Consider the following 22,003-nt stretch of genomic DNA (forward strand, 5'->3'; position numbering starts at 1 on the left):
CTACGACTCACCCCTCTCGATCCGCCAGCGGCTTGAGATGCCAAAAGAAATAAAAATAAAACTTGGCGGACATGGCGGTTCGAATGGGTGTCGTGAAAAACAGGTGACTGCCTTTATAACCTCTGGAATGCTCGACTGGCAAGCCATCGAGCGTCAAAACGCGGCGAATCCGCACGCGGTCGTTCAAAATCGCATGAAACGAGCGTGCATCATGCGGTAAAACCGCATGATGCACGCGCGTCAGACCGTGCCGCCCACCGTCATCTTTTCGATGCGCAGCGTCGGCTGGCCGACGCCGACCGGCACGCTCTGGCCTTCCTTGCCGCACACGCCGACGCCCGAATCGAGCGCCATGTCGTTGCCGATCATCGTCACGTACTTGAGCGATTCCGGGCCGCTGCCGATCAGCGTCGCGCCCTTGACCGGGTAGCTGATCTTGCCGTTTTCGATCATGTACGCCTCGGAGGCGGAGAACACGAACTTGCCGTTGGTGATGTCGACCTGGCCGCCGCCGAAGTTCACCGCGTAGAGGCCGTTCTTCACCGACGCGAGAATCTCGCCCGGGTCCTTGTCGCCGTTGAGCATGTAGGTGTTGGTCATGCGCGGCATCGGCAGCGCGGCGTAGGATTCGCGGCGCGCGTTGCCCGTCACCGGCATCTTCATCAGGCGCGCGTTCAGCGAATCCTGGATGTAGCCCTTGAGGATGCCGTCCTCGATCAGCGTCGTGCACTGCGTCGGGTTGCCTTCGTCGTCGATATTGAGCGAGCCGCGGCGATTCGGCAGCGTGCCGTCGTCGACGACCGTCACGCCCTTGGCCGCCACCTGCTCGCCGATGCGTCCCGCGAACGCCGACGATCCCTTGCGGTTGAAGTCGCCTTCGAGCCCGTGGCCGATCGCCTCGTGCAAGAGCACGCCCGGCCAGCCTGGCCCGAGCACGACGGTCATCGCGCCGGCCGGAGCGGGGCGCGCTTCGAGGTTGACGAGCGCGGCATGCACGGCGTCGTCGACGTATTTCGACAAAACCGCATCGGTGAAATAGCCGTAGTCGAAGCGTCCGCCGCCGCCGCCGCTGCCGATCTCGCGGCGTCCGTCCTGCTCGGCGATCACCGTGACGGACACGCGCACCAGCGGGCGCACGTCGGCGGCGAGCGCGCCGTCGCTGCGCGCGACCAGCACGACGTCGTATTCGCCGGCAAGGCCCGCCATCACTTGCGTGATGCGCGGATCGCGGCCGCGCGCCATCTGTTCGACGCGCTCCAGCAACTTCACTTTCGCGGCGGCGTCGAGCGAATGGAGCGGGTCGGCGGGCAAGTAGAGGTCGCGGCCGGAGACGCCCGTCAGCGAACTCGCCGACTTGATCTTGTGCTTGCCGCCGCCTGCCTTCGCGATCGCGCGGGTGGCGTGGGCCGCCTGGCGGATCGCGTCGGGCGACAGGTCGTCGGAGTAGGCGAAGGCCGTGCGGTCACCCGACACGGCGCGCACGCCGACGCCCTGGTCGATGCTGAAGCTGCCCGACTTGACGATGCCTTCTTCGAGACTCCATGCCTCGCTGCGGGTCGCCTGGAAGTAGAGGTCCGCGTAGTCGACCTTGTGCGTGAAGATCTCGGCGAGCGTGCGCGTGATGAGCGCCTCGTCGAGCCCATACGGCGTGAGCAGAACGTCCTTCGCGGTGACGAGATTGCGGATGCCGGGTTCGATGATGTTCATGCGGTGCCTGTGGCTGTATCGGTGACGGGTATGAGTATTCTAGCGTCGGTGTCTGGGGAGCTATCTGCGGGGGAAAAAGCGCGCTTTCAAGCCCGGAGCGTGGGTCTTCTGGTCTGAGGGTTCGTCGACAGCGTCAGCCTAGCACGCGATGGCGCCACGCCGGCAGGCTCTGCCGCACGGCCGCGATGCGGGCCGGATCGATGTCGCCCGCGACGACGCCCGCGCCTTCCTCGCGCACGGCGACCGTTTCGCCCCACGGGTCGATCAGGATGGTGTGGCCGAATGTGCGGCGGCCGTTCTCGTGCTTGCCGCCCTGGGCCGCCGCCAGCACATAGCACTGGTTTTCGACAGCGCGCGCCTTGAGCAGCGTTTCCCAGTGCGCGCGGCCGGTGGTGTAAGTAAACGCCGAGGGAACGACGATCATCGCGCAGTCGCCCATTTTGCGATACAGCTCGGGAAAACGCAGGTCGTAGCACACGGACAGCCCGACGCGGCCGAACGGCGCGTCGAAGGTGCGCACTTCGCCGCCGGGACAGATGGTGCGGGCTTCGTCGAAAGATTCTTCGCCCTTTTCGAAATTGAACAGATGAATCTTGTCGTAACGCGCGGCCTCGTTGCCCGCGGGATCGAAGACGAGCGTCGTGTTCAGCACGCGCGAGGGCTCCGGCGATTCGAGCGGCAGCGTTCCACCGATCACCCAGACGCGATGTTCGCGCGCGGCGTCGGCGAGAAATTGCTGGATCGGGCCGGTGCCGGGCGTTTCGCGGATGGCGAGCTTGTCCGTGTCCTTGAAGCCCATGAAGCAGAAGTATTCGGGCAGGAGCACCATCTGCGCGCCGTCGCGCGCCGCTTCGGCAATCAGCCGGCCCGCTTCGGCGAGATTGCGCTCGCGATCCGGCGTGCTGACCATCTGCAGCGCCGCGACCCGGAACGGCCCGGCGGGGTTTTCGCTTGATCTTTCGCTCATGTCTGCTTGCGGTGTCCGGTTGCGTCGGGGGCTTCTCTCGGGGACAAAACGCGACGCTGTCGGCCTCAGTCGGTGACAGCGGCGGCAGGAGTTTCGATCTTACCCTGATCGCCCTTCACCCGTTGGATGACCGGTTTCGACCACGTTCCGGTGATCGCGTAGTCGCGCGCGAACGCCTTTCCTATCGACTTCGACAGCACCAGGTCCGCCGCGAGCGTGCCGAGGCCGAGCAGCGGATTGATGACCGCCGCCCCGAGCGCGACCGCGCCCGCGCTCACGGTCGGGATCACGCGCGCGTGCAGGTCCTGCGACTGCGTCGGCAGATTGACGAGCCCTTTTAGCTCGACGCGCGCGGGCGATGTCACCATCGTGAAGTCGTCGGTGCGTCCGATGCCGTCCTCGATCTTCGCCGTACCGGTGATCTTCTCGAACGGCAGCCCTTTGCCGACGACATCCTGGAAATTGAGCGTCAAGAGATGCGCGAGGCTCTGCAAGCTGAGGATGCCGAGCAGTTTCGCCGCGCCCGCATTCACCTTGAGGATCTGGCCGTGGCGCAGGTCGACGGCGAGTTCGCCGTCGAGCGACGGCAGGTCGGGCACCGTCGGGCTGCCGTTCCAGGCGGCCTTGCCCGAAATCGAGCCCTTGCCCGCGTTGACCGTGCGTGGCAGGCCGAAGCGATCGAGCAGCGCGCCCGCGTCCTTCACGTCCAGCTTGAAATCGAGCGCGGTGCGGCGCGGGGCATTGTCGTCGGCGTCGTCGTCCGTGGCAGTCAAGGCACGCCAGTTCGCGGTCGCGGTGAGCGTCGCGTCGGGATTGGCGAACTCGAACTTGTCGAGCTGCCACACCGGCATGCCGTTCTCGACGCCATTGCTCGCGTCGACTTCGAGCCGCCCGAGCGTGCGGCCGCGCATGACCACTTCGTTCACGATCAGGTCGATCGTCGGCATGTTGCGCGGCGGTCGGCGGATCACCTGTCCGACGAGGTCGTTCTCCGCCTTCTCGGGAATCACGACTTGCGCAAAGCGCGCCTGCAACGCGCCGGGACTGTCGCGGGTCGCGCCGGGCGTCCAGGAAACATAGCCCGACACCTGATTCGACGCGATATTCGCCTGCCATTTGCGCTCGGACTCGCTCGCGCCGATCACGACATTTTCCCAGTGGCGGTTGAGCAGCTTGAGCGTCGTGAGATGCAGCGCGACGCGCGTCGGGATGAACTGCCTGACGTTCTCGCTCATCGGCGGCCTGGGCGCCGGCGCCCGCGCCGTAGCTGGCGCCGGCGGCGGGCTCAGTTCCGCGAAGAGCCGGCGCCAGGCGTCGGCGTCGAGGTCGTCGAGTTCAATGTTGGCCGCGACGCCCTGCGACGGCAGATCGGCCGGCTTGTTCACGCCGATCGCGCCGCGCACGACGTTGAACTGCGTCTTCCCGACCTGCTGCACGAGGTAGTGCGCCGCAACCGGCCCGAGCGTGAGACTCGCGTCGTGACGGCCGGCTTCGCCCGCGGCGGGCTCGAAGCTCAGGGCGAACGGCATCGGCGTGCCCTGCGGCTTGGCGAACGGCGCGGGGAAGTCGAGTCCGAGCCCGGTCAGGTCGGAACTCGCCTCGATGCGCGGCAGCGCGCTCTTCATGCCGCGCACCTGCATCCGGTAGGGCGCCGTGCCGCTCACGTGCCTGAGCACCTGCGCGACTTGCGGACTGATGCGCATGTTGAGCCCCTGCGCGGCGTCCGTGCCGATGCGCCCGTTCACATCGAGTGCATAGCTGCCGTCCGGCTTGACGCCGCCTGTGCCGCGCACTTCGCCGCCGAGGAAACGCCCGCTCAGGTTGTCGAGCATGACGGTTTTTTCAGCGAAGCGCGCGCGGCCGCGCACGTGCGAGAGCGGCGGCAGGTTTTCATACGCGACTTCGTTGTCGGCGAAGGTGAGCGAGCCTTCGTAGTCGACGTGCGGTTTCGGCAGCCGGATGCGTGGAATGCCGAGCTTGAGCGCGAGCGTCGCGTCGCCGCTCGCGCGGATCTTGCGCGTCGCGTGCTTGGCGATCAGGCCGAGCGAGCTGTCGTCGACGTACTGGAGCATGTCGGCGAGCGGACCGCGCGCGTTGCCGTCGATCAGCAACAGCGACTCGCGATTGCCCGTGTCCTCGATGCGCCCGCTCGTCTTCGTGATCGCGACGCGGCGATAGTGCGCGCGGTCGATGTCGAAACGCAGCTTGTTCTGCGCGAGCTGGAACTTGCCGTCGATGCCCTCGAAGCCCGGCCAGATGTTCGGCAGGCCGTTTCTCATCTTGCGCGGCGGGAAGGGCGTCGGATCGAACTTGCCGCCCGTGAACGGCGCTTCGATGCGGAAAATGCCGTCGTTCGGAAATTTCGCGTAGGGGAAGCGGGTGAGGTCGCCGTGCACTTCGATCGTGCCGCCGCGCGAGATGCCCGCCTGCAACGCGTGCCCGAGATAGATGCGCACGCGTTCGGAGAGGCTCGTCGGCAGATAGCGCACGAGGCTCGTCACCTTCAGGCGCGCGACCTTCGCCTTGAGATCGAGCGAGCCGCGCCCGTGGCCCTGGTTCCAGTAATAGGCGGTGGCTTCGCCCTCGGCGTCGGCGTTCTTCACGTGCAGCGTCTCGACGCGCATCGTGAAAGCACGGCGCGGCTCGCCGGGCGCGGGGGCGTCGGCGATGGTCCAGGACGCGCGGCCGTTAAGCGAATCGAAGGTGAGGCGCGGGTTGTCGAAGGCGCCGGGGATGGTGAGCGCCGCGTTCTTCGTGTCGATCGTGATGGAGCCTTGCGACTGGTCCGCGTCGATCTTGCCCCACAGGTTCTCGACGCCCGGAATCCCCGCGCGCGGGTGATTGTTCACGGTGAGGCCGGGCGGCGGCTCCTGCGCCTGCACGCTGATGCCTTGCAGGTCGGCCTTGACCGTGTAGCTCTTGAGCGGCGTGGCCTCGCCCTTCGCGCGCTGCTCCTCGGCTTCTTCGTCGCTTTTCGGCGCCGCGCGTTCCGTGCGCAGCGTGTAATTCGCGACGAGCCCGCGCGGATTGAACAGCAGGAGCTCGGTCAGCACCTTGCGCGGCAGCGGCAGGGCGCGCGCGAACTCGGCGAGGATGCCGACGTCGACACGGTCGCCCGACACGCCGAAGACCTGCCCGCGATTCGCCGACGCCGCGCGATACGTGCCCGTCAGCGTGCGGAACGCGAGCAGGCGCGTGAGCTGCGTGCCGTCGTCGAGCGGCGGCTGGCCGAACTCCGCGCGCAGGTCGGACAGATGCAGCGTGTATTCGTTGTCGTTCTGCTCGATCGCCCAGCCGAACCGCGCGACGGGCAGGTCGAGGCGCGGCTGCGTGGGCCGCACGCGCAGCGCGATCTGGCCGCCCGACGCGTCGCCGCTCGCCGTCTGCAGCTTGCCGCCTGCGAAGTTGAGCCAGATGCGGTTGTCGAACTGGCCGCTGTACATCTCGAACGGCATCTTCACGTAGCGCGCGAGCGTCGGCAGATCGACGGGGCCGGTCGAAACATACGCGCGGCCCGTCCAGTGCGCGGGCGCGCCGATCGCCGCGAACGGCTGGTGGCGGAAGTCGGCGCGTAAATCGAGCGGGCCGTGCAGCACGTCGCCGTCGGCGGGCGCATCGAGCGCGAGCCGGTGACGGATGCCTTCATTGAGCACGACGAGCTTGAGGCGCTTGAGCGCGATCTCGGGCGCCGTGCGCTCGGCGTCGCGCCAGCGCAGCGTGCCGTCGCGCAGGACGATGTGCTCCTGCTTGAGCAGCCACGTCGTGAACGCGCTTTCGTTCGTGCGCCGTGCCGGAATCGGCACGCCCGCGACGCGGATCGTGCCGTCTGTCGCGCGCGAGACGATCACGTCGGGACCGTCGACGGTGAGGTTCGAGAGCGCTGGCGCGAGCTTGAACACGGAGGCCCACGAGAGGCTCGCGCTCGCGTGAGGCACGGCGAGGCCGGGCGAACCGTCGGAGGCGTCGATGCGCAGGTTGTCGAGTTCGATGACCGGCTGCAGTCCGGACCAGTGCGACGTGAGCCTGCCGATGCGCAGTTGCGCGTGAATCTTCGAGGAGACGAGCTGTTCGATGCGCGGCCGGAACGCGTCGATCTGCGGCAGGACGGCGTAACGCAGCCCGAGATAGAGTCCCGCGATCACGAAATAGATCGCGACGCCGAGCACCAGGATGATCTTCAGGACGCGTGAAAGCGCGCGCTCGGCAGTGCCGCTGGGCTTCGCTTGTCCAACTTCGAGAGGGTCGACGGATTCCTTGCTGTCGGACATGCTGCGGCGTTTCTGCGATATGGTAGTTTTGCGTGTTTGACGATGGAATGTAACACAGGGTGCCGCACTTCCGGCCGTGCGCGCGCCTTCGGGTGCCTGCCGCAAAGCCATGCCCGGACTGCTTCTGGGCGATTTGCGAGCGAGCGCGCCGGGGATGCGCGACGCCGTTTCGGCCCTCCTCGACCCAATCGAGCAACGAACACCCAAGCAACGAGCGAGCCCGACTTCAGATGACTCCCGCAGCACTTCGCAGTTCCGCTTATTCCAGTTATGCGTCGCGTGCGTACGCGGCGCGTCCCGAACTTTTCGCGCAGGTGGCCGAGTGGGCGGGCTCACGCGTCACGCGTGCCTGGATCGAAGCGCGTCTGAACGCGCTGTGCGCGACCTGCGCGGCTGACGGCACGCTCGACGAAGCCGCGCTCAAGACCGCGCTGCGCCGCCTGCGCACCGAAGTCTTCTGCACGGTGATGGAGCGCGATCTCGCGGGTCACGCCGACGTCGCCGAAGTGACCGGCGCGATGACCGACCTCGCAGAACTCACGATCCAGCGCGCGCTCGCGGTGCTCTCGGCGGATCTGGAAGCGCTCTTCGGCGAGCCGCGCGGGCCGGACGGCGAACGGCTGACGCTCGGCGTCGTCGGGATGGGCAAGCTCGGCGGGCGGGAGCTGAACGCGTCGTCGGATATCGATTTGATCTTCGTCTACGAGGAAGACGGCGAGACGGCCGGCGGCCAGCGCGCGCCGCTCACCACACAGGAATTCTTCACACGGCTCGGCCGCCGGCTGATCGGCGCGCTGGCCGAACTCACGCAGGACGGCTACGTGTTTCGCGTCGACATGCGGCTGCGGCCGAACGGCGATTCCGGACCGCTCGTATGCAGCCTGGGCATGCTCGAAGAGTATTTCTACGTGCAGGGCCGCGAGTGGGAGCGCTACGCGTGGATCAAGGGACGGCTCGTGTCGGAAGGCGAGAGCGATGCGGCGAAGCGGCTCGCGAAGCAGCTGGAGGCCATCGTCACGCCGTTTGTCTATCGCCGCTATCTCGACTACGGCGTGATCGCCGCGATCCGCTCGCTGCATGCGCAGATCCGCCAGGAAGCGCAGCGGCGTGCATCGATGCGCCCCGACAAGGCCGACGACATCAAGCTCGGGCGCGGCGGTATCCGCGAGATCGAGTTCAGCGCGCAAGTATTCCAGTTGATCCGCGGCGGCCAAGCAGCGGAGTTCCGCATTCGTCCGACGCTTGCCGTGCTCGCGCGGGCCGCTGCGCACGGCCTGATTTCGACGCAGGTCTGCACGGCGCTGAGCGAAGCGTACTTGTTCCTGCGCACGGTCGAGCACCGGCTGCAGTATCGCAACGACGCCCAGACGCACGCGATGCCCGTCGCGCCCGAAGAACGCGTGCGCCTCGCCGAATCGCTCGGTTTTGCCGACTATGCCGCGCTGATGGCGACGCTCGATGCGCACCGGGAAGTCGTCGAAGAGCAGTTCGACGAAATTTTCGCCGACAAGGTGAGCGGTCAGGGCGGCTGCGGCGTGCCGGACGACTCGGTGGCGTCGTGGGTCTGGAGCAGCGCGCTCGGCGACGAAAGCGCGAGCGAGGAACTGGTCGCGAGTCTCGCGGAACTCGGCTTCACCAGCCCGGCCGGGCTGCTCGAGCGGCTCACGAGCGTCTGGAAGTCGGCGCGTTATGCGGGCTTGCCCGCGAAGAGCCGCGAGCGTTTCGACATCGTCGCGCAGCGCGCGCTCGCCGCGGCGCAGTCGATCGAGCCGCCCGAGCGGCGCGGCGACACCGTCATGCGTCTCTTCGATCTGCTCGAAGCGATCAGCAAACGCGGCGCGTATCTCGCGCTTCTGACCGAATATCCGGCGGCGCTCGACCGCGTGCTGTCGGTGCTCGGCGGCTCGCGCTGGGCGTCGGGCTATCTGATCCGCCATCCGCAACTGCTCGACGAACTGCTCGACGACGAAGCCATCGCGAGCCCGTTCGACTGGCCCGAGTTCAAGCGGTCGCTGCGCGCGAGCCTCGCCGCCGCCGACGGCGCCGAGCAGCAGATGGATCTGCTGCGCCACGCGCATCAGGCCGAAGTGTTCCGCATCCTGCTGATCGATCTGGCGGGCAAGCTCACCGTCGAGCACGTGAGCGACCGGCTCTCCGAACTCGCGGATGCGGTGCTCGACGTGACGGTCGAAACGGTCTGGAAGCAGTTTCCGAAGCGGCATCGCGAGGTGCCGAAGTTCGCGGTCATCGCGTATGGAAAGCTGGGCGGCAAGGAACTGGGCTATGCGTCCGACCTCGACCTGATCTTTCTCTACGACGACCCGGACGACGCCGCCTCCGACGTCTACGCGATGTTCGCGCGCCGCCTGATCACGTGGCTCACGACGGCGACGGGCGCCGGCACGCTCTTCGACGTCGACTTGCGGCTGCGGCCGAACGGCGAATCGGGGTTGCTCGTCACGAGCCTGCAGTCGTTTCGCGCCTATCAGATCCGCGAAGGCGACGCGGCCAACACCGCCTGGGTCTGGGAGCATCAGGCGCTGTCGCGGGCGCGCTATTGCGCGGGCGATGCCGCGATCGGCGAGCAGTTCGAGGCGATCCGCGCGGACGTGCTGGTGATGCCGCGGGAGGCAGAGGCGCTGGCGCGCGAGATCGTCGCGATGCGCGAGCGGGTTCTTGCCGGGCATCCGAACCGGACGGCCTTGTTCGATTTGAAGCACGATCGCGGCGGAATGGTCGATATCGAATTCATCGTGCAGTACTGGGTGCTGCTGCATGCGCGCGAGCATCGCGAGTTCGTGCGCAACGCCGGGAACATTTCGCTGCTGCGGATCGCGGCGCAGTGCGGATTGATGACGGACGAGGAGGCAGAGACGCTTGGCGCGGCATACCGGTCGTATCGCAAGCTGCAGCACAAGCTGAGGCTCGACGGGATGGAGAAGGCGCGGGTCGAGCCGGAGACGGTGGCGGCGGAGAGGGCCGCGGTGGTGTCGTGGTGGGAGCGGGTGTTTGCGGGGCTGGTTTAGATCGCCTGGCGGCGCAGCGTGGTCAGGGGGCGGCGATGGGCCGCGCGTCACGTCGGGCACGTTCCAGAAACGTGCGCAAGACGGGCGAACGGTTCTGCTCCGAATACGCGACGGCGATACCTGAACAAAGTCCGCGCGATTTCTCGTTGAATGCGCGGAAAGTCACGCCCTTGCGCCTCACGTTTTTCAGTGACGCGGCGACCAGCGCGATGCCCTGTCCTTCCGCGATCAGCCCGAGCAGGATGTGGTGATCGGCCGGCTCGGCGATCGTAGTCGGTTCGAAACCGACGCGCTTGAAGAACGCCTGACAGTAATCGTAGAAACCCGGGTTCAGGCGGCGCTCGAACCAGAAGAGCGGCTCGTCGCGCAGATCGTCGAAGTCGAGCCGGCGCTTTTTGGCGAGTCGATGTGCGGCGGGCAACGCAATGACGAGCGGTTCCTCGAAAATCGTCTCCACGTTCAGGCCTTGAGCCTCCGTGTGCAACCCGATGAACGCCGCGTCCATGACGCCTTTTCTCAAGTCCTGCACCAGGCGGATCGAATGCTTTCCTTTGACGACGATCTTCCAGTCGGGAAAGTCCAGCTGCAGCGCGCCCGAGACATCGGGAATCGTACTTCGATCGAATACGGTGGTGTAGCCGATGGAAAACTGTCCGACCTGGGAATGGCGCGCGGCCTGCGCCGCCGCGACCGCCTTTTCCGCCTGTGCAAGCGTTCGCCTCGCTTCGGGCAGGAACGCGAGTCCCGCTTCCGTCAGCGAGACGCCGCGCTTGCTGCGCCGAAAAAGCGCCACGCCGAGGGAATCTTCCAGTTGCTGAATCTGCCGGGTCAGCGGCGGTTGAGACATGTGCAGACGCTGCGCGGCGCGGCCGACGTTCAGTTCTTCGCTGACCGCCAGAAAATAACGGAACTGCCGAAGGTCGATGGACGTATTCATACCTAAAAAGTATCACGAAAATGGTATTGGCCGAGCCAGTCGGGCCGCCGTAAATTGTCCTTCAATTCAACAGGAGGAACGAAATGGACAACGAGCGTTATGTGCGGGGCTGGGCGAAACTCAAGGAAGTCGACGGACATGCCGGCGAGCAGGTCATTGCCAGCCTGAGCGCTATCGCACCGGACTTTGCCCGGTTATTGATCGAGTTTCCGTTCGGCGATATCTACTCGAGACCGGGTCTCGATCTGAAGGCGCGGGAGCTTGCCGTCGTGGCGGCGCTCACCGCGCTCGGCAACGCGGCGCCGCAACTGAATGTTCACATTGCGGGCGCGCTGAACGTTGGCGTGTCGCGTGAGGAAATCGTCGAGGTCATCATGCAGATGGCCGTGTACGCGGGCTTTCCCGCGGCGCTCAACGGTCTTTTCGCCGCGAAGGAAGTGTTCGCGAAGCACGACGCGCTTTCGTGCGAACCGACGTAGCGGGTTCGACCTGGTCGCGCCGGTTTTCGCAGGAGTGTCTGAGCATCGGGGTGGGAGGGGCTGCGAATCCGCCGGATTCATCGCTCGCCCGCTCGCATCAGGCCGCCAGCATCTCCTTCGCGTGCTTTCTCGTCGTCGCGGTAATCTCGATCCCGCCGAGCATCCGCGCGACTTCTTCGACGCGCTTCGCCTTGTCGAGCGCCGTGACCGTGCTGACGGTTCCGCCATTCGAATCGCCCGCCTTCGCGACCTGAAAGTGCTGATCGCCGCGCGCCGCGACCTGCGGCAAATGCGTGACGCACAGCACCTGACGATCGCGCCCGAGCTGATGCAGCAGCCGTCCCACGACCTCCGCGACACCCCCGCCGATTCCGGTATCGACCTCGTCGAAGATCAGCGTCGGCGTGGGGCTGGCGGTGCTCGCGATCACGGCGAGCGCGAGGCTGATGCGCGCCAGTTCGCCGCCGGACGCCACCTTCGCAAGCGGCCGCAGCGCCACGCCCGCATGGCCCGCGACGCGGAATTCGATCTGTTCAAGCCCGTTCGCGCCGCCTTCGGCGAGCGGGACCAGCGCGACGTCGAAGCGGCCGCCCGCCATCGACAATTCCTGCATGCCGACCGTGACCGCCGCGCCGAGTGCCTTCGCCGCCTTGGCGCGCGCCTTCGACAGCACCTTGGCCTCGGCCAGATACGCGTCCTTCGCTTTCGACTCCGTGGCGCGCAACGCATCGAGGTCGGCGGCGGCATCGAGCTGCGCGAGCTGCTGGCGGCGCGCTTCGTGTTCCTCGGGCAGCGCTTCGGGCTGCAGGCGGAACTTGCGCGCGGTCGAGTGCAACTGGTCCATGCGCTTTTCGACCTGCGCGAGCCGGTCGGGGTCGAGTTCGAGCCGCTGCGCATAGTGCGAGAGCGAATACGACGCTTCCTGCAACTGGATCTCCGCCGGTTCCAGCGAAGCGAGCACGTCCGACAGCGCCGGGTCGATGTCGGCGAGACCGCGCAGCTTCGAGATGATCGCGGCGAGTTGCGTGATCATCGCTTCGTCGGATTCGGATAGCGCGTCGAGCGCGCCCTGCACGCCGTCAATAAGACTCGCCGAATGCGACAGCCGATGATGCTCCGCGCTCACGTCCTCCCATTCGCCGGGCTGCGGCGCGAGTTTGTCGAATTCGCTCAGTTGCCACGCGAGCCGTTCGCGCTCCAGTTGCAGCTCGCGGTCGCGGCTCTGCGCTGCATCGACCGCCTGCGCGGCCTCGCGCCACGCGCGATAGGCGCGCGTGACGGAAGCGGTGGTCTCCGTGAGGCCCGCGTGGGTATCGAAGAGTTCGCGTTGCGCGTCCGGGCGCATCAGGAGTTGGTGCGCGTGCTGCCCGTGAATGTCGACGAGCATCTCGCCGACTTCGCGCAACTGCGTGAGCGTCGCCGGCGTACCGTTGATGAATGCACGCGAGCGGCCGTTCGAATCGACGGCCCGGCGCAGCATCACGGTGTCCGACTCGTCCGCCGCGAGCGCGTGCTCCTCGAGCCAGTGCGATACGCCCTCGTGCGTCGAGAACTCGGCGGTGATGTCGGCGCGCGCTTCGCCCGTGCGTACGACGCTCGCGTCGCCGCGCGCGCCGAGCGTGAGCGCGAGCGCGTCGATCAGAATGGATTTGCCGGCGCCGGTTTCACCCGAAAAAACCGTGAAACCGCTGTCGAATTCGAGGTCGAGCGCGGCGACGATCACGAAGTCGCGAATCGAGAGATGACGGAGCATGGATGAAGGCTTGGATGCTGTTTAAGAAGCGTCTTCCTGCGACGGATGCTCGTTCCAGTGCAACTTCTTGCGCAGCGTCGCGAAATAGCTGTAGCCGACCGGATGCAGCACCGGCACCGTATGACGCGAGCGACGCACTTCGATCGTGTCGTTCAGCTCGACGGCGGTGAACGACTGCATGTCGAAGTTCACATTGACGTCGCGCCCGCCGATGATCTGGATATCGACCTTGGAGTCGTCCGGCAGCACGATCGGCCGGTTCGAGAGCGAATGCGGCGCGATCGGCACGAGCAAAAAGCCCTGCAACGAGGGATGCAGGATCGGTCCGGCGGCGGAAAGCGAGTAAGCGGTCGAGCCGGTTGGTGTTGCGACGATCAGGCCGTCGGAGCGCTGGTCGTACATGAAATGGCCGTCCACGGAGACGCGCAGTTCCGCCATGCCCGAAAAGCCGCTGCGGTTGACGACGACGTCGTTGAACGCGAGCGCGTGGTAGATCGGCTTGCCGTCGCGGACGATGCGCGCTTCGAGCAGGGTGCGCTCCTCGCGCTCGAAACTGCCGGCGAGCATCTGCGGGACGAGGTCGCGCATCTGTGCGAGGGAAATGTCCGTGATGAAGCCGAGCCGCCCGTGGTTCACGCCGATGAGCGGCGTCTTGTACGGCGCGAGCTGCCGGCCGAGACCGAGCATCGTGCCGTCGCCGCCGAGCACCACGGCGACATTCGCGCGCGCGCCGATTTCCGCCGTCGAAAGCGCGGGATAGCCGCTCACGCCGACTTCCTTGGCCGTCTGCGCCTCGAACACGACTTCGAAGCCCTGGCTCGCGATCAGCGAGGCGAGCGAAGCCAGCGGCTCTTCGATGCCGGGTGTGTTGGTGCGCCCCACGAGCGCGACGGTCTTGAATTGGCCTATTTCCATGCCGGCATTACACCATAGGTGAAGGTCGAAAAGAACCGTGGGCGAACCCGGCTCTCAGCACGCGCGTGCTTGTCCGTCGTCCGGATTGTTTGTGGCTAGAATGGAGCACATCATGAATTCGGGTGCGTCATGGCGAAGGCGCCGGCGCGCTCGCCGTACGATGACGCGTTGAGCTAAAATTTGCCCATGCTAGACCCACGTGCACAAACCCTCCTCAAGACGTTGATCGAGCGCTACATCGCCGAAGGTCAGCCGGTGGGGTCGCGCACGTTGTCGCGCTACTCCGGCCTCGAACTCAGCCCGGCCACGATCCGCAACGTCATGTCGGACCTGGAGGAGCTCGGACTCGTCGCGAGCCCGCATACCTCGGCGGGGCGCATTCCCACGCCGCGCGGCTATCGCGTCTTCGTCGACACCATGCTCACGGTCGAGGCGCCGGAAGACGAGGCGATGACCACCGCCGTCAAGACGCGCCTGCAGGGCGAGGAGCCGCAGAAGATCGTCGCGGCGGCGGCGAGCGTGCTCTCGAATCTCTCGTCGTTCGCGGGCGTGATTCTCACCCCGCGGCGCAGCCACATGTTCAAGCAGATCGAGTTCATGCGGCTGTCGGACAAGCGCATCCTGCTCATCATCGTGACGCCGGAAGGCGACGTCCAGAACCGCATCATGGCGACCCAGCGCGATTATTCGCCGTCGCAGCTGACCGAGGCGTCGAATTACATCAACGCGCACTTCGCCGGTCTCTCCTTCGACGAGGTACGTCGCCGACTTCGCGAGGAAATCGACCAGTTGCGCGGCGACATGACCACGCTGATGCACGCGGCGGTGGCCGCCAGCACGGATGAAACCGATCCCGGCGACACGCTCCTGATTTCCGGCGAACGCAACTTGCTGGAAGTGGCGGACCTTTCGTCCGATATGGCGCGGCTGCGCAAGCTTTTCGATGTATTCGACCAAAAGACAAGTCTCCTGCAATTGCTCGACGTATCGAGCCACGCGCAAGGCGTGCAGATTTTCATCGGCGGCGAGTCGAATCTCGTGCCGATCGAGGAAATGAGCGTGGTGACGGCGCCATACGAAGTGAACGGCAAGATCGTCGGCACGCTCGGCGTGATCGGGCCGACGCGTATGGCCTACAACCGCGTGATCCCGATCGTCGACATCACCGCGCGGCTGCTTTCCATGTCGCTCAGCCAGCAGTAACGGCGCCGTCTCGCTGAGATCTTGCGCCGCCGCGCACGCAAGCGCCACTAGGCCGTTCGGCCGATGCTGCGTCGCGAGCCGCGCCGCTATAATGGTCTTCACTTCACGACGTCGCTCATCCGGCCGCTTCCTTCATGCGTTTCGATCTCGAGTTGCCTTCGCAGCACGCCGCCTCGCGTCGGGTCGCGGTGCTGCTGATCAATCTCGGCACGCCTGATGCGCCCACGCCGCGCGCCGTGCGCAAGTACCTCGCGCAGTTCCTGTCCGATCCGCGCGTCGTCGAGATTCCGAAAATCGTGTGGCAACTGATTTTGCGGCTCGCGATTTTGCCGTTCCGTTCGCGCGCGTCGGCGAAAAAGTATGCGCAGGTGTGGCTGCCGGAAGGCTCGCCGCTGCGGGTGTACACCGAGCGGCAGGTCGAGCAGTTGCGGCGCCTGTTCGCGGCGAACGACTACCACGTGATCGTCGATTACGCGATGCGCTATGGCACGCCGGGCATTCCCGCGATGCTCAATCAACTGAAGCTGGAAGGCGCCGAGCGCGTGCTGCTCGTGCCGATGTATCCGCAATATTCGTCGTCGACGACCGCAACCGCCTTCGACGACGCCTTCAACGCGCTCAAACGCGTTCGCAATCAGCCCGAAATCCGCACGATCCGCCAATACGCCGACCATCCGGCCTACATCGGCGCGCTCGCCGAGCAAGTGCGCGATTACTGGCGTCATCACGGACATCCGGACTTCGCCGCCGGCGACAAGCTCGTGCTGAGTTTTCACGGCGTGCCGAAGCGCACGATGGATCTCGGCGATCCTTATCACGACCAGTGCCAGCGGACGGGCTCGCTGCTCGCGGCGGCGCTCGGGCTCACGCCCGTTGAATGCCGCGTGACGTTTCAGTCGCGCTTTGGCCGGGCGGAATGGCTGCAGCCGTACACGGCGCCGACGCTCGCCGAACTGGGCGCGGGCGGCGTGAAGCGCGTGGACGTGTTTTGCCCGGGTTTCACGGCCGATTGCCTGGAGACCATCGAGGAAATCGGCATCGAGGTGCGCGACGAATTCCTGCGAGCGGGCGGCAAGGAGTTTCACCGCATTCCTTGTCTGAACGCGTCGCCGGCGTGGATCAAGGCGCTCGGCGAGATCGTCGCGCAACATCTGCAGGGCTGGCCGGTGCAGACGGTTCAGCCGTTGAGCGCGGTCGCCTGACGGAATCCGAACTCTCATGAACTACAAGATTTCGACTGAACCCGGTGCGCGTCTTCGCATCGACAAATGGCTCTGGGCGGCACGCTTCTTCAAGACGCGCTCGCTCGCGAGCGACGCCGTCGAGAAAGGCCGCGTGAGGATAGGCGGGGCGAACGTGAAGCCGTCGAAGGACGTGCGCGTCGGCGACCTCGTGGAGATCGACATCGAACCGATCGTCTGGCAAGTGGAAGTGCTGGGAATTTGCGACGTGCGCGGACCGGCCACGGTCGCGCAGACGCTCTACGCCGAAACGCAGGAAGGCCGCGAGAAGCGGTTGGCGGAAACCGAGCGGCGCAAGACGTATCGCGAGCCGGCGGCCGAGCTTCAGGGCCGGCCGACCAAGCGCGATCGCCGGATCATCGACAAATTTTCAGGTCCGGATTGAAATACTGCTCGACGGTGGCATGAATGCCGCCGTATTCGGTATTGCGCGCCGTTACGGCGCCGGACATGCAGATGGTCGTGGTTCCCGCAACCAGTACCAGGGCGACCACCGCAATAGCAAAGGTCAGTTTCATGGTACCCCCGGTGAGCGGGCGAAACGGGCAAGGGCTTGAGCGGATTGAAATGCTTCCGTAGGATTAGGGTTAACCTGTGCCGACGAGAGCCTGATCGAAGTGTAGGCGACCGGCGCCACGGGCTCAATGTGAATCTGCAGGAAGCCGTCAATTGCTTGTTGCCGCGTGTTTCGGTCGCACCCGAAATGGCGAAAAATCGAGCAACGGCTCTTGAAAATGCCGGCGCGAGCCCTAGATGAGTCGCTGGTGCGGGAACGCATCGGTGTCCGCGTTTCCCTAGTTGTATTTTTGCAACGCGGTTTGGCCGCTTCTTCCGGCGTTCATCCCGCGGTTCGTATCCGAATCAACCCTCAGCAAGACATTCAGCGACATGGAAAACACGCAAGAGAATCCAGCGAGCCAGAACCCCACGCCCGCCGACGACACAGCGCGCCAGTCCGCCGACGCGTCCGGCGTCAACAACGCACAGCCGGCACAGCCCGCGGAAGCGGCGCCGGAAGCCGCTCAGGCGAACGAAACCGAAGCGCAACTCGCCGAAGCACAGGCGAAGGTCGCCGCGCTCCAGGAAGAGTTCCTGCGCGCCAAGGCCGAAACGGAGAACGTTCGCCGCCGGGCTCAGGAAGACGTGTCGAAGGCGCACAAGTTCGCCATCGAAAACTTCGCGGAAAACCTGCTGCCGGTGCTCGATAGTCTCGAAGCCGCGCTCGCGGATTCGTCGACCGATATCGCCAAGGTGCGCGAAGGCGTCGAACTGACGCTGCGCCAGTTGACCGGCGCGCTCGAAAAGGGCCGTGTGATCGCGTTGAACCCGGTCGGCGAGAAATTCGACCCGCATCGCCACCAGGCCATTTCGATGGTTCCGGCGGAGCAGGAAGCGAACACCATCGTGAACGTGCTGCAAAAGGGCTATGTGATCGCCGATCGCGTGCTGCGCCCGGCGCTCGTTACCGTCGCCGCGCCGAAATAGCGCAGCGGCGAACGCCATGGCTAACGTCCCGGTCGACGCCACCGCGTTCTCCGTCTTCAACATGCAGGAACTGAGCGCGGAAAATTTCGACGCCGGGCTCGCGTCGGCGGAGGAAGAACTGGCGGTCGTGTTCTTCTGGGGCGTGGATTGCTTCAATTGCGAGATCGCGAAGAAAGCGATGCTCGCAAAGCCGGACGAAATCCGCGCGCTTGGCCTCAAGTGGTTCCATAGCAATGTCTATGAGCATCGCGAACTGGGGCGCCGCTTCGTGCTGCATGGCGTGCCGACGTGGTTTTTCTTCTGCCGCGGAAAGCGCCTCGGCCGGGCGACTGGCTGGCACGGTCTCGGGCAGTTCGAGGCGGCTGTGGCAGCCGCGCGCGAAAAAATGCGCGCACTCGACGAAAAAGCGTAAGCCGGCGCAGCGAAAAGGTTCAAAAAAGAAAGACCGCATCGAATTCAGGGTCTTGAAAACGGTGCGAGCGCACTTATCTTGCGAATAGGTATGAATTTTAGGGCGTCGGCCCAATGAATCTGCGGTAAAAACCGGCGATTCGAACGACCGGCCCCGCTGCGATCAAAGTTCTGGAGATTACAAAAATGGGCAAAATCATCGGCATCGACCTCGGCACGACCAACTCGTGCGTGGCGATCATGGAAGGCAATCAGGTTCGCGTCATCGAGAACTCGGAAGGTGCGCGCACCACGCCGTCGATCATCGCGTATGTCGACGAGAACGAGATTCTGGTCGGCGCGCCGGCGAAGCGTCAGTCGGTCACCAACCCGCGCAACACGCTGTACGCGGTCAAGCGCCTGATCGGCCGCCGTTTCGAAGAAAAGGAAGTGCAGAAGGACATCGCGTTGATGCCTTACCAGATCGTCAAGGCCGACAACGGCGACGCCTGGGTGGAAGCGCACGGCCAGAAGCTCGCGCCGCCGCAGATCTCGGCAGAAGTGCTGCGCAAGATGAAGAAGACCGCTGAAGACTACCTCGGCGAGCCGGTCACGGAAGCCGTGATCACGGTTCCCGCGTACTTCAACGACAGCCAGCGTCAGGCCACCAAGGACGCCGGCCGCATCGCGGGCCTGGAAGTCAAGCGCATCATCAACGAGCCGACGGCGGCTGCGCTCGCGTTCGGTCTCGACAAGGCCGAAAAGGGCGACCGCAAGATCGCGGTATATGACCTGGGCGGCGGTACGTTCGACGTCTCGATCATCGAAATCGCGGACGTGGACGGCGAAAAGCAGTTCGAAGTGCTCTCGACCAACGGCGACACGTTCCTCGGCGGTGAAGACTTCGACCAGCGCATCATCGATTACATCATCGGCGAGTTCAAGAAGGAGCAGGGCGTCGATCTGTCGAAGGACGTGCTCGCGCTCCAACGCCTGAAGGAAGCGGCGGAAAAGGCGAAGATCGAACTCTCGTCGACCGCGCAGACCGACATCAACCTGCCGTACATCACGGCAGACGCGTCGGGCCCGAAGCACTTGAACCTGAAATTTACGCGTGCGAAGCTCGAAGCGCTCGTCGAGGAACTGATCGAGCGCACGATCGAACCGTGCCGCATCGCGATCAAGGATGCGGGCGTGAAGGTCGGCGACATCGACGACGTGATTCTCGTCGGCGGCATGACGCGCATGCCGAAGGTGCAGGAAAAGGTGAAGGAGTTCTTCGGCAAGGACCCGCGCCGTGACGTGAACCCGGACGAAGCCGTCGCCGTTGGCGCCGCGATTCAGGGCCAGGTTCTGTCGGGCGACCGCAAGGACGTGCTGCTGCTCGACGTGACGCCTTTGTCGCTCGGCATCGAAACGCTCGGCGGCGTGATGACGAAGATGATCAACAAGAACACGACGATCCCGACGAAGCACGCGCAAGTGTATTCGACGGCCGACGACAACCAGGGCGCCGTGACGATCAAGGTGTTCCAGGGCGAGCGCGAGATGGCGGCGGGCAACAAGCTACTGGGCGAGTTCAATCTGGAAGGCATTCCGCCCGCACCGCGCGGCACGCCGCAGATCGAAGTGACCTTCGACATCGACGCGAACGGCATCCTGCACGTCGGCGCGAAGGACAAGGCGACGGGCAAGGAAAACAAGATCACCATCAAGGCGAACTCGGGCTTGTCGGATGCCGAGATCGACAAGATGGTGAAGGACGCCGAAGCCAACGCCGAGGAAGATCACAAGCTTCGTGAACTGGCCGACTCGCGCAATCAGGGCGACGCGCTCGTTCACAGCACGAAGAAGGCGGTTGCCGAATATGGCGAGAAGCTGGATGCGTCCGAGAAGGAAAAGATCGAAGCCGCGTTGAAGGATCTCGAAGACACGCTGAAGAGCGGTTCGAGCGACAAGGCCGCGATCGATGCGAAGATCGAGGCGCTGTCCACCGCATCGCAGAAGCTCGGCGAGAAGATGTACGCCGACATGCAGGCGGCACAGGGCGCGGCAGGTGCTGCGGCGGGCGCGGCGGGCGCGGAAGCGGGTGCATCGTCGGCGGGCGCGAGCCAGCAGCACGACGACGTGGTCGACGCGGATTTCAAGGAAGTGAAGAAGGACTAATCCGATTGACCGCGACGAGCGATTCATCGCCACGGCCGGAGCCGGTTTCGCGCGCATCGCATGATGCACGAAGCCGGCCGTTCGAGACGAAGCAGGTTTGAAGACGCGCCTGGCGAGCCAAATGGCTTTCCGGGCACGTTGTTTTTTTAGAGGGCGCCGCCTTCATCGACGAAATGCGTCGACGAGGAACGCGCGGCGTCGAAGTTACACACGGGTCGCAAGACTCGAGCATCCGAGAGGGAGCCGGCGCGCGTCGCGTGCGGCGGCATCGAACCGATATGGCGAAACGGGATTACTACGAGGTTCTGGGCGTCGCGAAGAACGCGAGCGACGACGAGATCAAGAAGGCGTATCGCAAGCTTGCGATGAAGTACCACCCCGACCGGAATCCGGACAACAAGAATGCGGAGGACCATTTCAAAGAGGCGAAGGAAGCCTATGAAATGCTGTCGGATTCGCAAAAGCGTGCGGCTTACGATCAGTACGGCCATGCGGGCGTCGATCCGAACATGGCGGGCGCGGGTGCGCAAGGTTTCGGCGGCTTCGCCGATGCGTTCGGCGATATCTTCGGCGACATCTTCGGCCAGCAAGCCGGCGGCGCGGGCGCGCGCGGGCGTGCAGGTCCGCAGGTTTATCGCGGCGCCGATCTGCGCTACAGCATGGAGATTACGCTCGAGCAGGCCGCGCACGGCTACGACACGCAGATTCGCGTGCCGAGCTGGGTGAACTGTACGGTCTGCAAGGGCTCGGGCGCGAAGCCCGGCACCAAGCCGGAAACCTGCCCGACCTGTCACGGCAACGGTACCGTGCGTATGTCGCAGGGCTTTTTCAGCATCCAGCAGACGTGTCCGAAGTGCCACGGCACGGGTAGCTATATTCCCGATCCGTGCGCGCACTGCCACGGCGCGGGCAAGGTGAAGGAAACGAAGACGCTGGAAGTGAAAATCCCGGCGGGCATCGACGACGGCATGCGCATCCGCTCCGCCGGCAACGGCGAGCCGGGCATCAACGGCGGCCCGAGCGGCGATTTGTACGTCGAGATTCACATCAAGCAGCACTCGGTGTTCGAGCGCGACGGCGACGACCTCCATTGCCAGATGCCGATCCAGTTCACGACGGCGGCGATCGGCGGCGAAATCGAAGTGCCGACACTCGCGGGCCGCGCGAGCTTCACGGTGCCGGAGGGCACGCAGTCGGGCAAGACGTTCCGTCTGCGTGGCAAGGGCATCAAGGGTTTGCGCTCCAGCATCGCGGGCGATTTGTACGTGCATGTGCAGGTCGAAACGCCGGTCAAGCTCACCGACCAGCAGCGCGATCTGCTCAAGCAGTTCGAGAAGTCTCTGGTCGAGGGCGGCTCGCGGCATAGTCCGCAGAGCAAGAGCTGGTTCGATCGCGTGAAGAGCTTTTTCGATTGATGCTTCATTAATCCGGTCGATGCAATGACGTCCGATTCGTTGGCGTCCGAC

17 protein-coding genes are annotated in these 22,003 nt (G+C 65.1%); 9 read left to right on the top strand and 8 right to left on the bottom strand.

The features are described 5' to 3' along the window. Window positions 1–7 precede the first annotated feature (7 nt). The 4 genes from QCE48_RS02205 to QCE48_RS02220 all read right to left on the bottom strand — a co-directional run bounded on the left by QCE48_RS02205 (window position 8) and on the right by QCE48_RS02220 (window position 6,942). Entirely contained in the window at window positions 8–235 is a 228-nt protein-coding gene (locus QCE48_RS02205) for a hypothetical protein (protein WP_309786365.1), read from the bottom strand. Window positions 236–240: 5 nt separating this feature from the next. Further along, window positions 241–1,707 carry a metalloprotease TldD gene (gene tldD / locus QCE48_RS02210; RefSeq protein ID WP_309786364.1) on the bottom strand — a complete coding sequence of 489 codons (1,467 nt, stop codon included), beginning with the start codon at window positions 1,705–1,707 and terminating at the stop codon, window positions 241–243. A 133-nt stretch (window positions 1,708–1,840) separates the two neighbouring features. Then, a complete protein-coding gene (locus QCE48_RS02215) occupies window positions 1,841–2,674 on the bottom strand; it encodes a carbon-nitrogen hydrolase family protein (RefSeq protein WP_309786363.1) in 834 nt (277 codons plus the stop codon). A 65-nt stretch (window positions 2,675–2,739) separates the two neighbouring features. Continuing rightward, complete coding sequence (locus QCE48_RS02220; protein ID WP_309786361.1) at window positions 2,740–6,942, bottom strand: AsmA-like C-terminal region-containing protein; 4,203 nt, start codon at window positions 6,940–6,942, stop codon at window positions 2,740–2,742. Between the two features lie 92 nt (window positions 6,943–7,034). Between QCE48_RS02220 and glnE the strand changes: the two genes are divergently transcribed. Further along, entirely contained in the window at window positions 7,035–9,968 is a 2,934-nt protein-coding gene (gene glnE / locus QCE48_RS02225; protein WP_409014586.1) for a bifunctional [glutamate--ammonia ligase]-adenylyl-L-tyrosine phosphorylase/[glutamate--ammonia-ligase] adenylyltransferase, read from the top strand. 22 nt (window positions 9,969–9,990) lie between these two features. On the opposite strand, the gene QCE48_RS02230 is transcribed toward glnE, so the two are convergent. Next, the gene (locus QCE48_RS02230; protein WP_309786358.1) at window positions 9,991–10,905 is read right to left on the bottom strand and encodes a LysR family transcriptional regulator; all 915 of its coding nucleotides are present in this window, start codon (window positions 10,903–10,905) and stop codon (window positions 9,991–9,993) included. Window positions 10,906–10,988: 83 nt separating this feature from the next. Between QCE48_RS02230 and QCE48_RS02235 the strand changes: the two genes are divergently transcribed. Beyond that, window positions 10,989–11,384: a carboxymuconolactone decarboxylase family protein gene (locus tag QCE48_RS02235; protein ID WP_309786357.1), complete on the top strand. Its 396-nt coding sequence runs from the start codon at window positions 10,989–10,991 to the stop codon at window positions 11,382–11,384. Window positions 11,385–11,481: 97 nt separating this feature from the next. Here QCE48_RS02235 and recN read toward each other — a convergent pair whose 3' ends face one another. Together recN and QCE48_RS02245 are read right to left on the bottom strand one after the other, a co-directional pair. Beyond that, entirely contained in the window at window positions 11,482–13,137 is a 1,656-nt protein-coding gene (recN, locus tag QCE48_RS02240) for a DNA repair protein RecN (RefSeq protein WP_309786356.1), read from the bottom strand. A gap of 21 nt (window positions 13,138–13,158) precedes the next feature. Next, window positions 13,159–14,052 carry an NAD kinase gene (locus QCE48_RS02245; RefSeq protein WP_116561199.1) on the bottom strand — a complete coding sequence of 298 codons (894 nt, stop codon included), beginning with the start codon at window positions 14,050–14,052 and terminating at the stop codon, window positions 13,159–13,161. Between the two features lie 186 nt (window positions 14,053–14,238). On the opposite strand from QCE48_RS02245, the gene hrcA reads away from it, so the two are divergent. The 3 genes from hrcA to QCE48_RS02260 all read left to right on the top strand — a co-directional run bounded on the left by hrcA (window position 14,239) and on the right by QCE48_RS02260 (window position 16,881). After that, on the top strand, window positions 14,239–15,255 hold the full coding sequence (gene hrcA / locus QCE48_RS02250; RefSeq protein ID WP_062632727.1) for a heat-inducible transcriptional repressor HrcA: 1,017 nt from the start codon (window positions 14,239–14,241) through the stop codon (window positions 15,253–15,255). Window positions 15,256–15,389: 134 nt separating this feature from the next. After that, window positions 15,390–16,457, top strand: a complete 1,068-nt coding sequence (gene hemH, locus QCE48_RS02255; protein WP_309786355.1) for a ferrochelatase — start codon at window positions 15,390–15,392, stop codon at window positions 16,455–16,457. Between the two features lie 16 nt (window positions 16,458–16,473). Further along, window positions 16,474–16,881, top strand: a complete 408-nt coding sequence (locus QCE48_RS02260) for an RNA-binding S4 domain-containing protein (RefSeq protein ID WP_309786354.1) — start codon at window positions 16,474–16,476, stop codon at window positions 16,879–16,881. Here the strand turns inward: QCE48_RS02260 and QCE48_RS02265 are convergent. Then, the gene (locus QCE48_RS02265) at window positions 16,853–17,014 is read right to left on the bottom strand and encodes a hypothetical protein (protein WP_167306342.1); all 162 of its coding nucleotides are present in this window, start codon (window positions 17,012–17,014) and stop codon (window positions 16,853–16,855) included. The two genes, QCE48_RS02260 and QCE48_RS02265, sit on opposite strands and share 29 nt — an antisense overlap. Window positions 17,015–17,384: 370 nt before the next feature. Here QCE48_RS02265 and grpE point away from each other — a divergent pair, with 370 nt between their 5' ends. The 4 genes from grpE to dnaJ all read left to right on the top strand — a co-directional run bounded on the left by grpE (window position 17,385) and on the right by dnaJ (window position 21,952). Next, window positions 17,385–17,981 carry a nucleotide exchange factor GrpE gene (gene grpE, locus QCE48_RS02270; RefSeq protein WP_309786353.1) on the top strand — a complete coding sequence of 199 codons (597 nt, stop codon included), beginning with the start codon at window positions 17,385–17,387 and terminating at the stop codon, window positions 17,979–17,981. Between the two features lie 16 nt (window positions 17,982–17,997). After that, complete coding sequence (locus QCE48_RS02275; protein WP_309786352.1) at window positions 17,998–18,393, top strand: thioredoxin family protein; 396 nt, start codon at window positions 17,998–18,000, stop codon at window positions 18,391–18,393. Between the two features lie 185 nt (window positions 18,394–18,578). Continuing rightward, the gene (gene dnaK, locus QCE48_RS02280) at window positions 18,579–20,537 is read left to right on the top strand and encodes a molecular chaperone DnaK (protein ID WP_309786351.1); all 1,959 of its coding nucleotides are present in this window, start codon (window positions 18,579–18,581) and stop codon (window positions 20,535–20,537) included. A 278-nt stretch (window positions 20,538–20,815) separates the two neighbouring features. After that, on the top strand, window positions 20,816–21,952 hold the full coding sequence (gene dnaJ, locus QCE48_RS02285) for a molecular chaperone DnaJ (RefSeq protein WP_309786350.1): 1,137 nt from the start codon (window positions 20,816–20,818) through the stop codon (window positions 21,950–21,952). Window positions 21,953–22,003: the final 51 nt, after the last annotated feature.

It is taken from the genome of Caballeronia sp. LZ024, assembly GCF_031451455.1.
GTDB lineage: Bacteria > Pseudomonadota > Gammaproteobacteria > Burkholderiales > Burkholderiaceae > Caballeronia > Caballeronia telluris.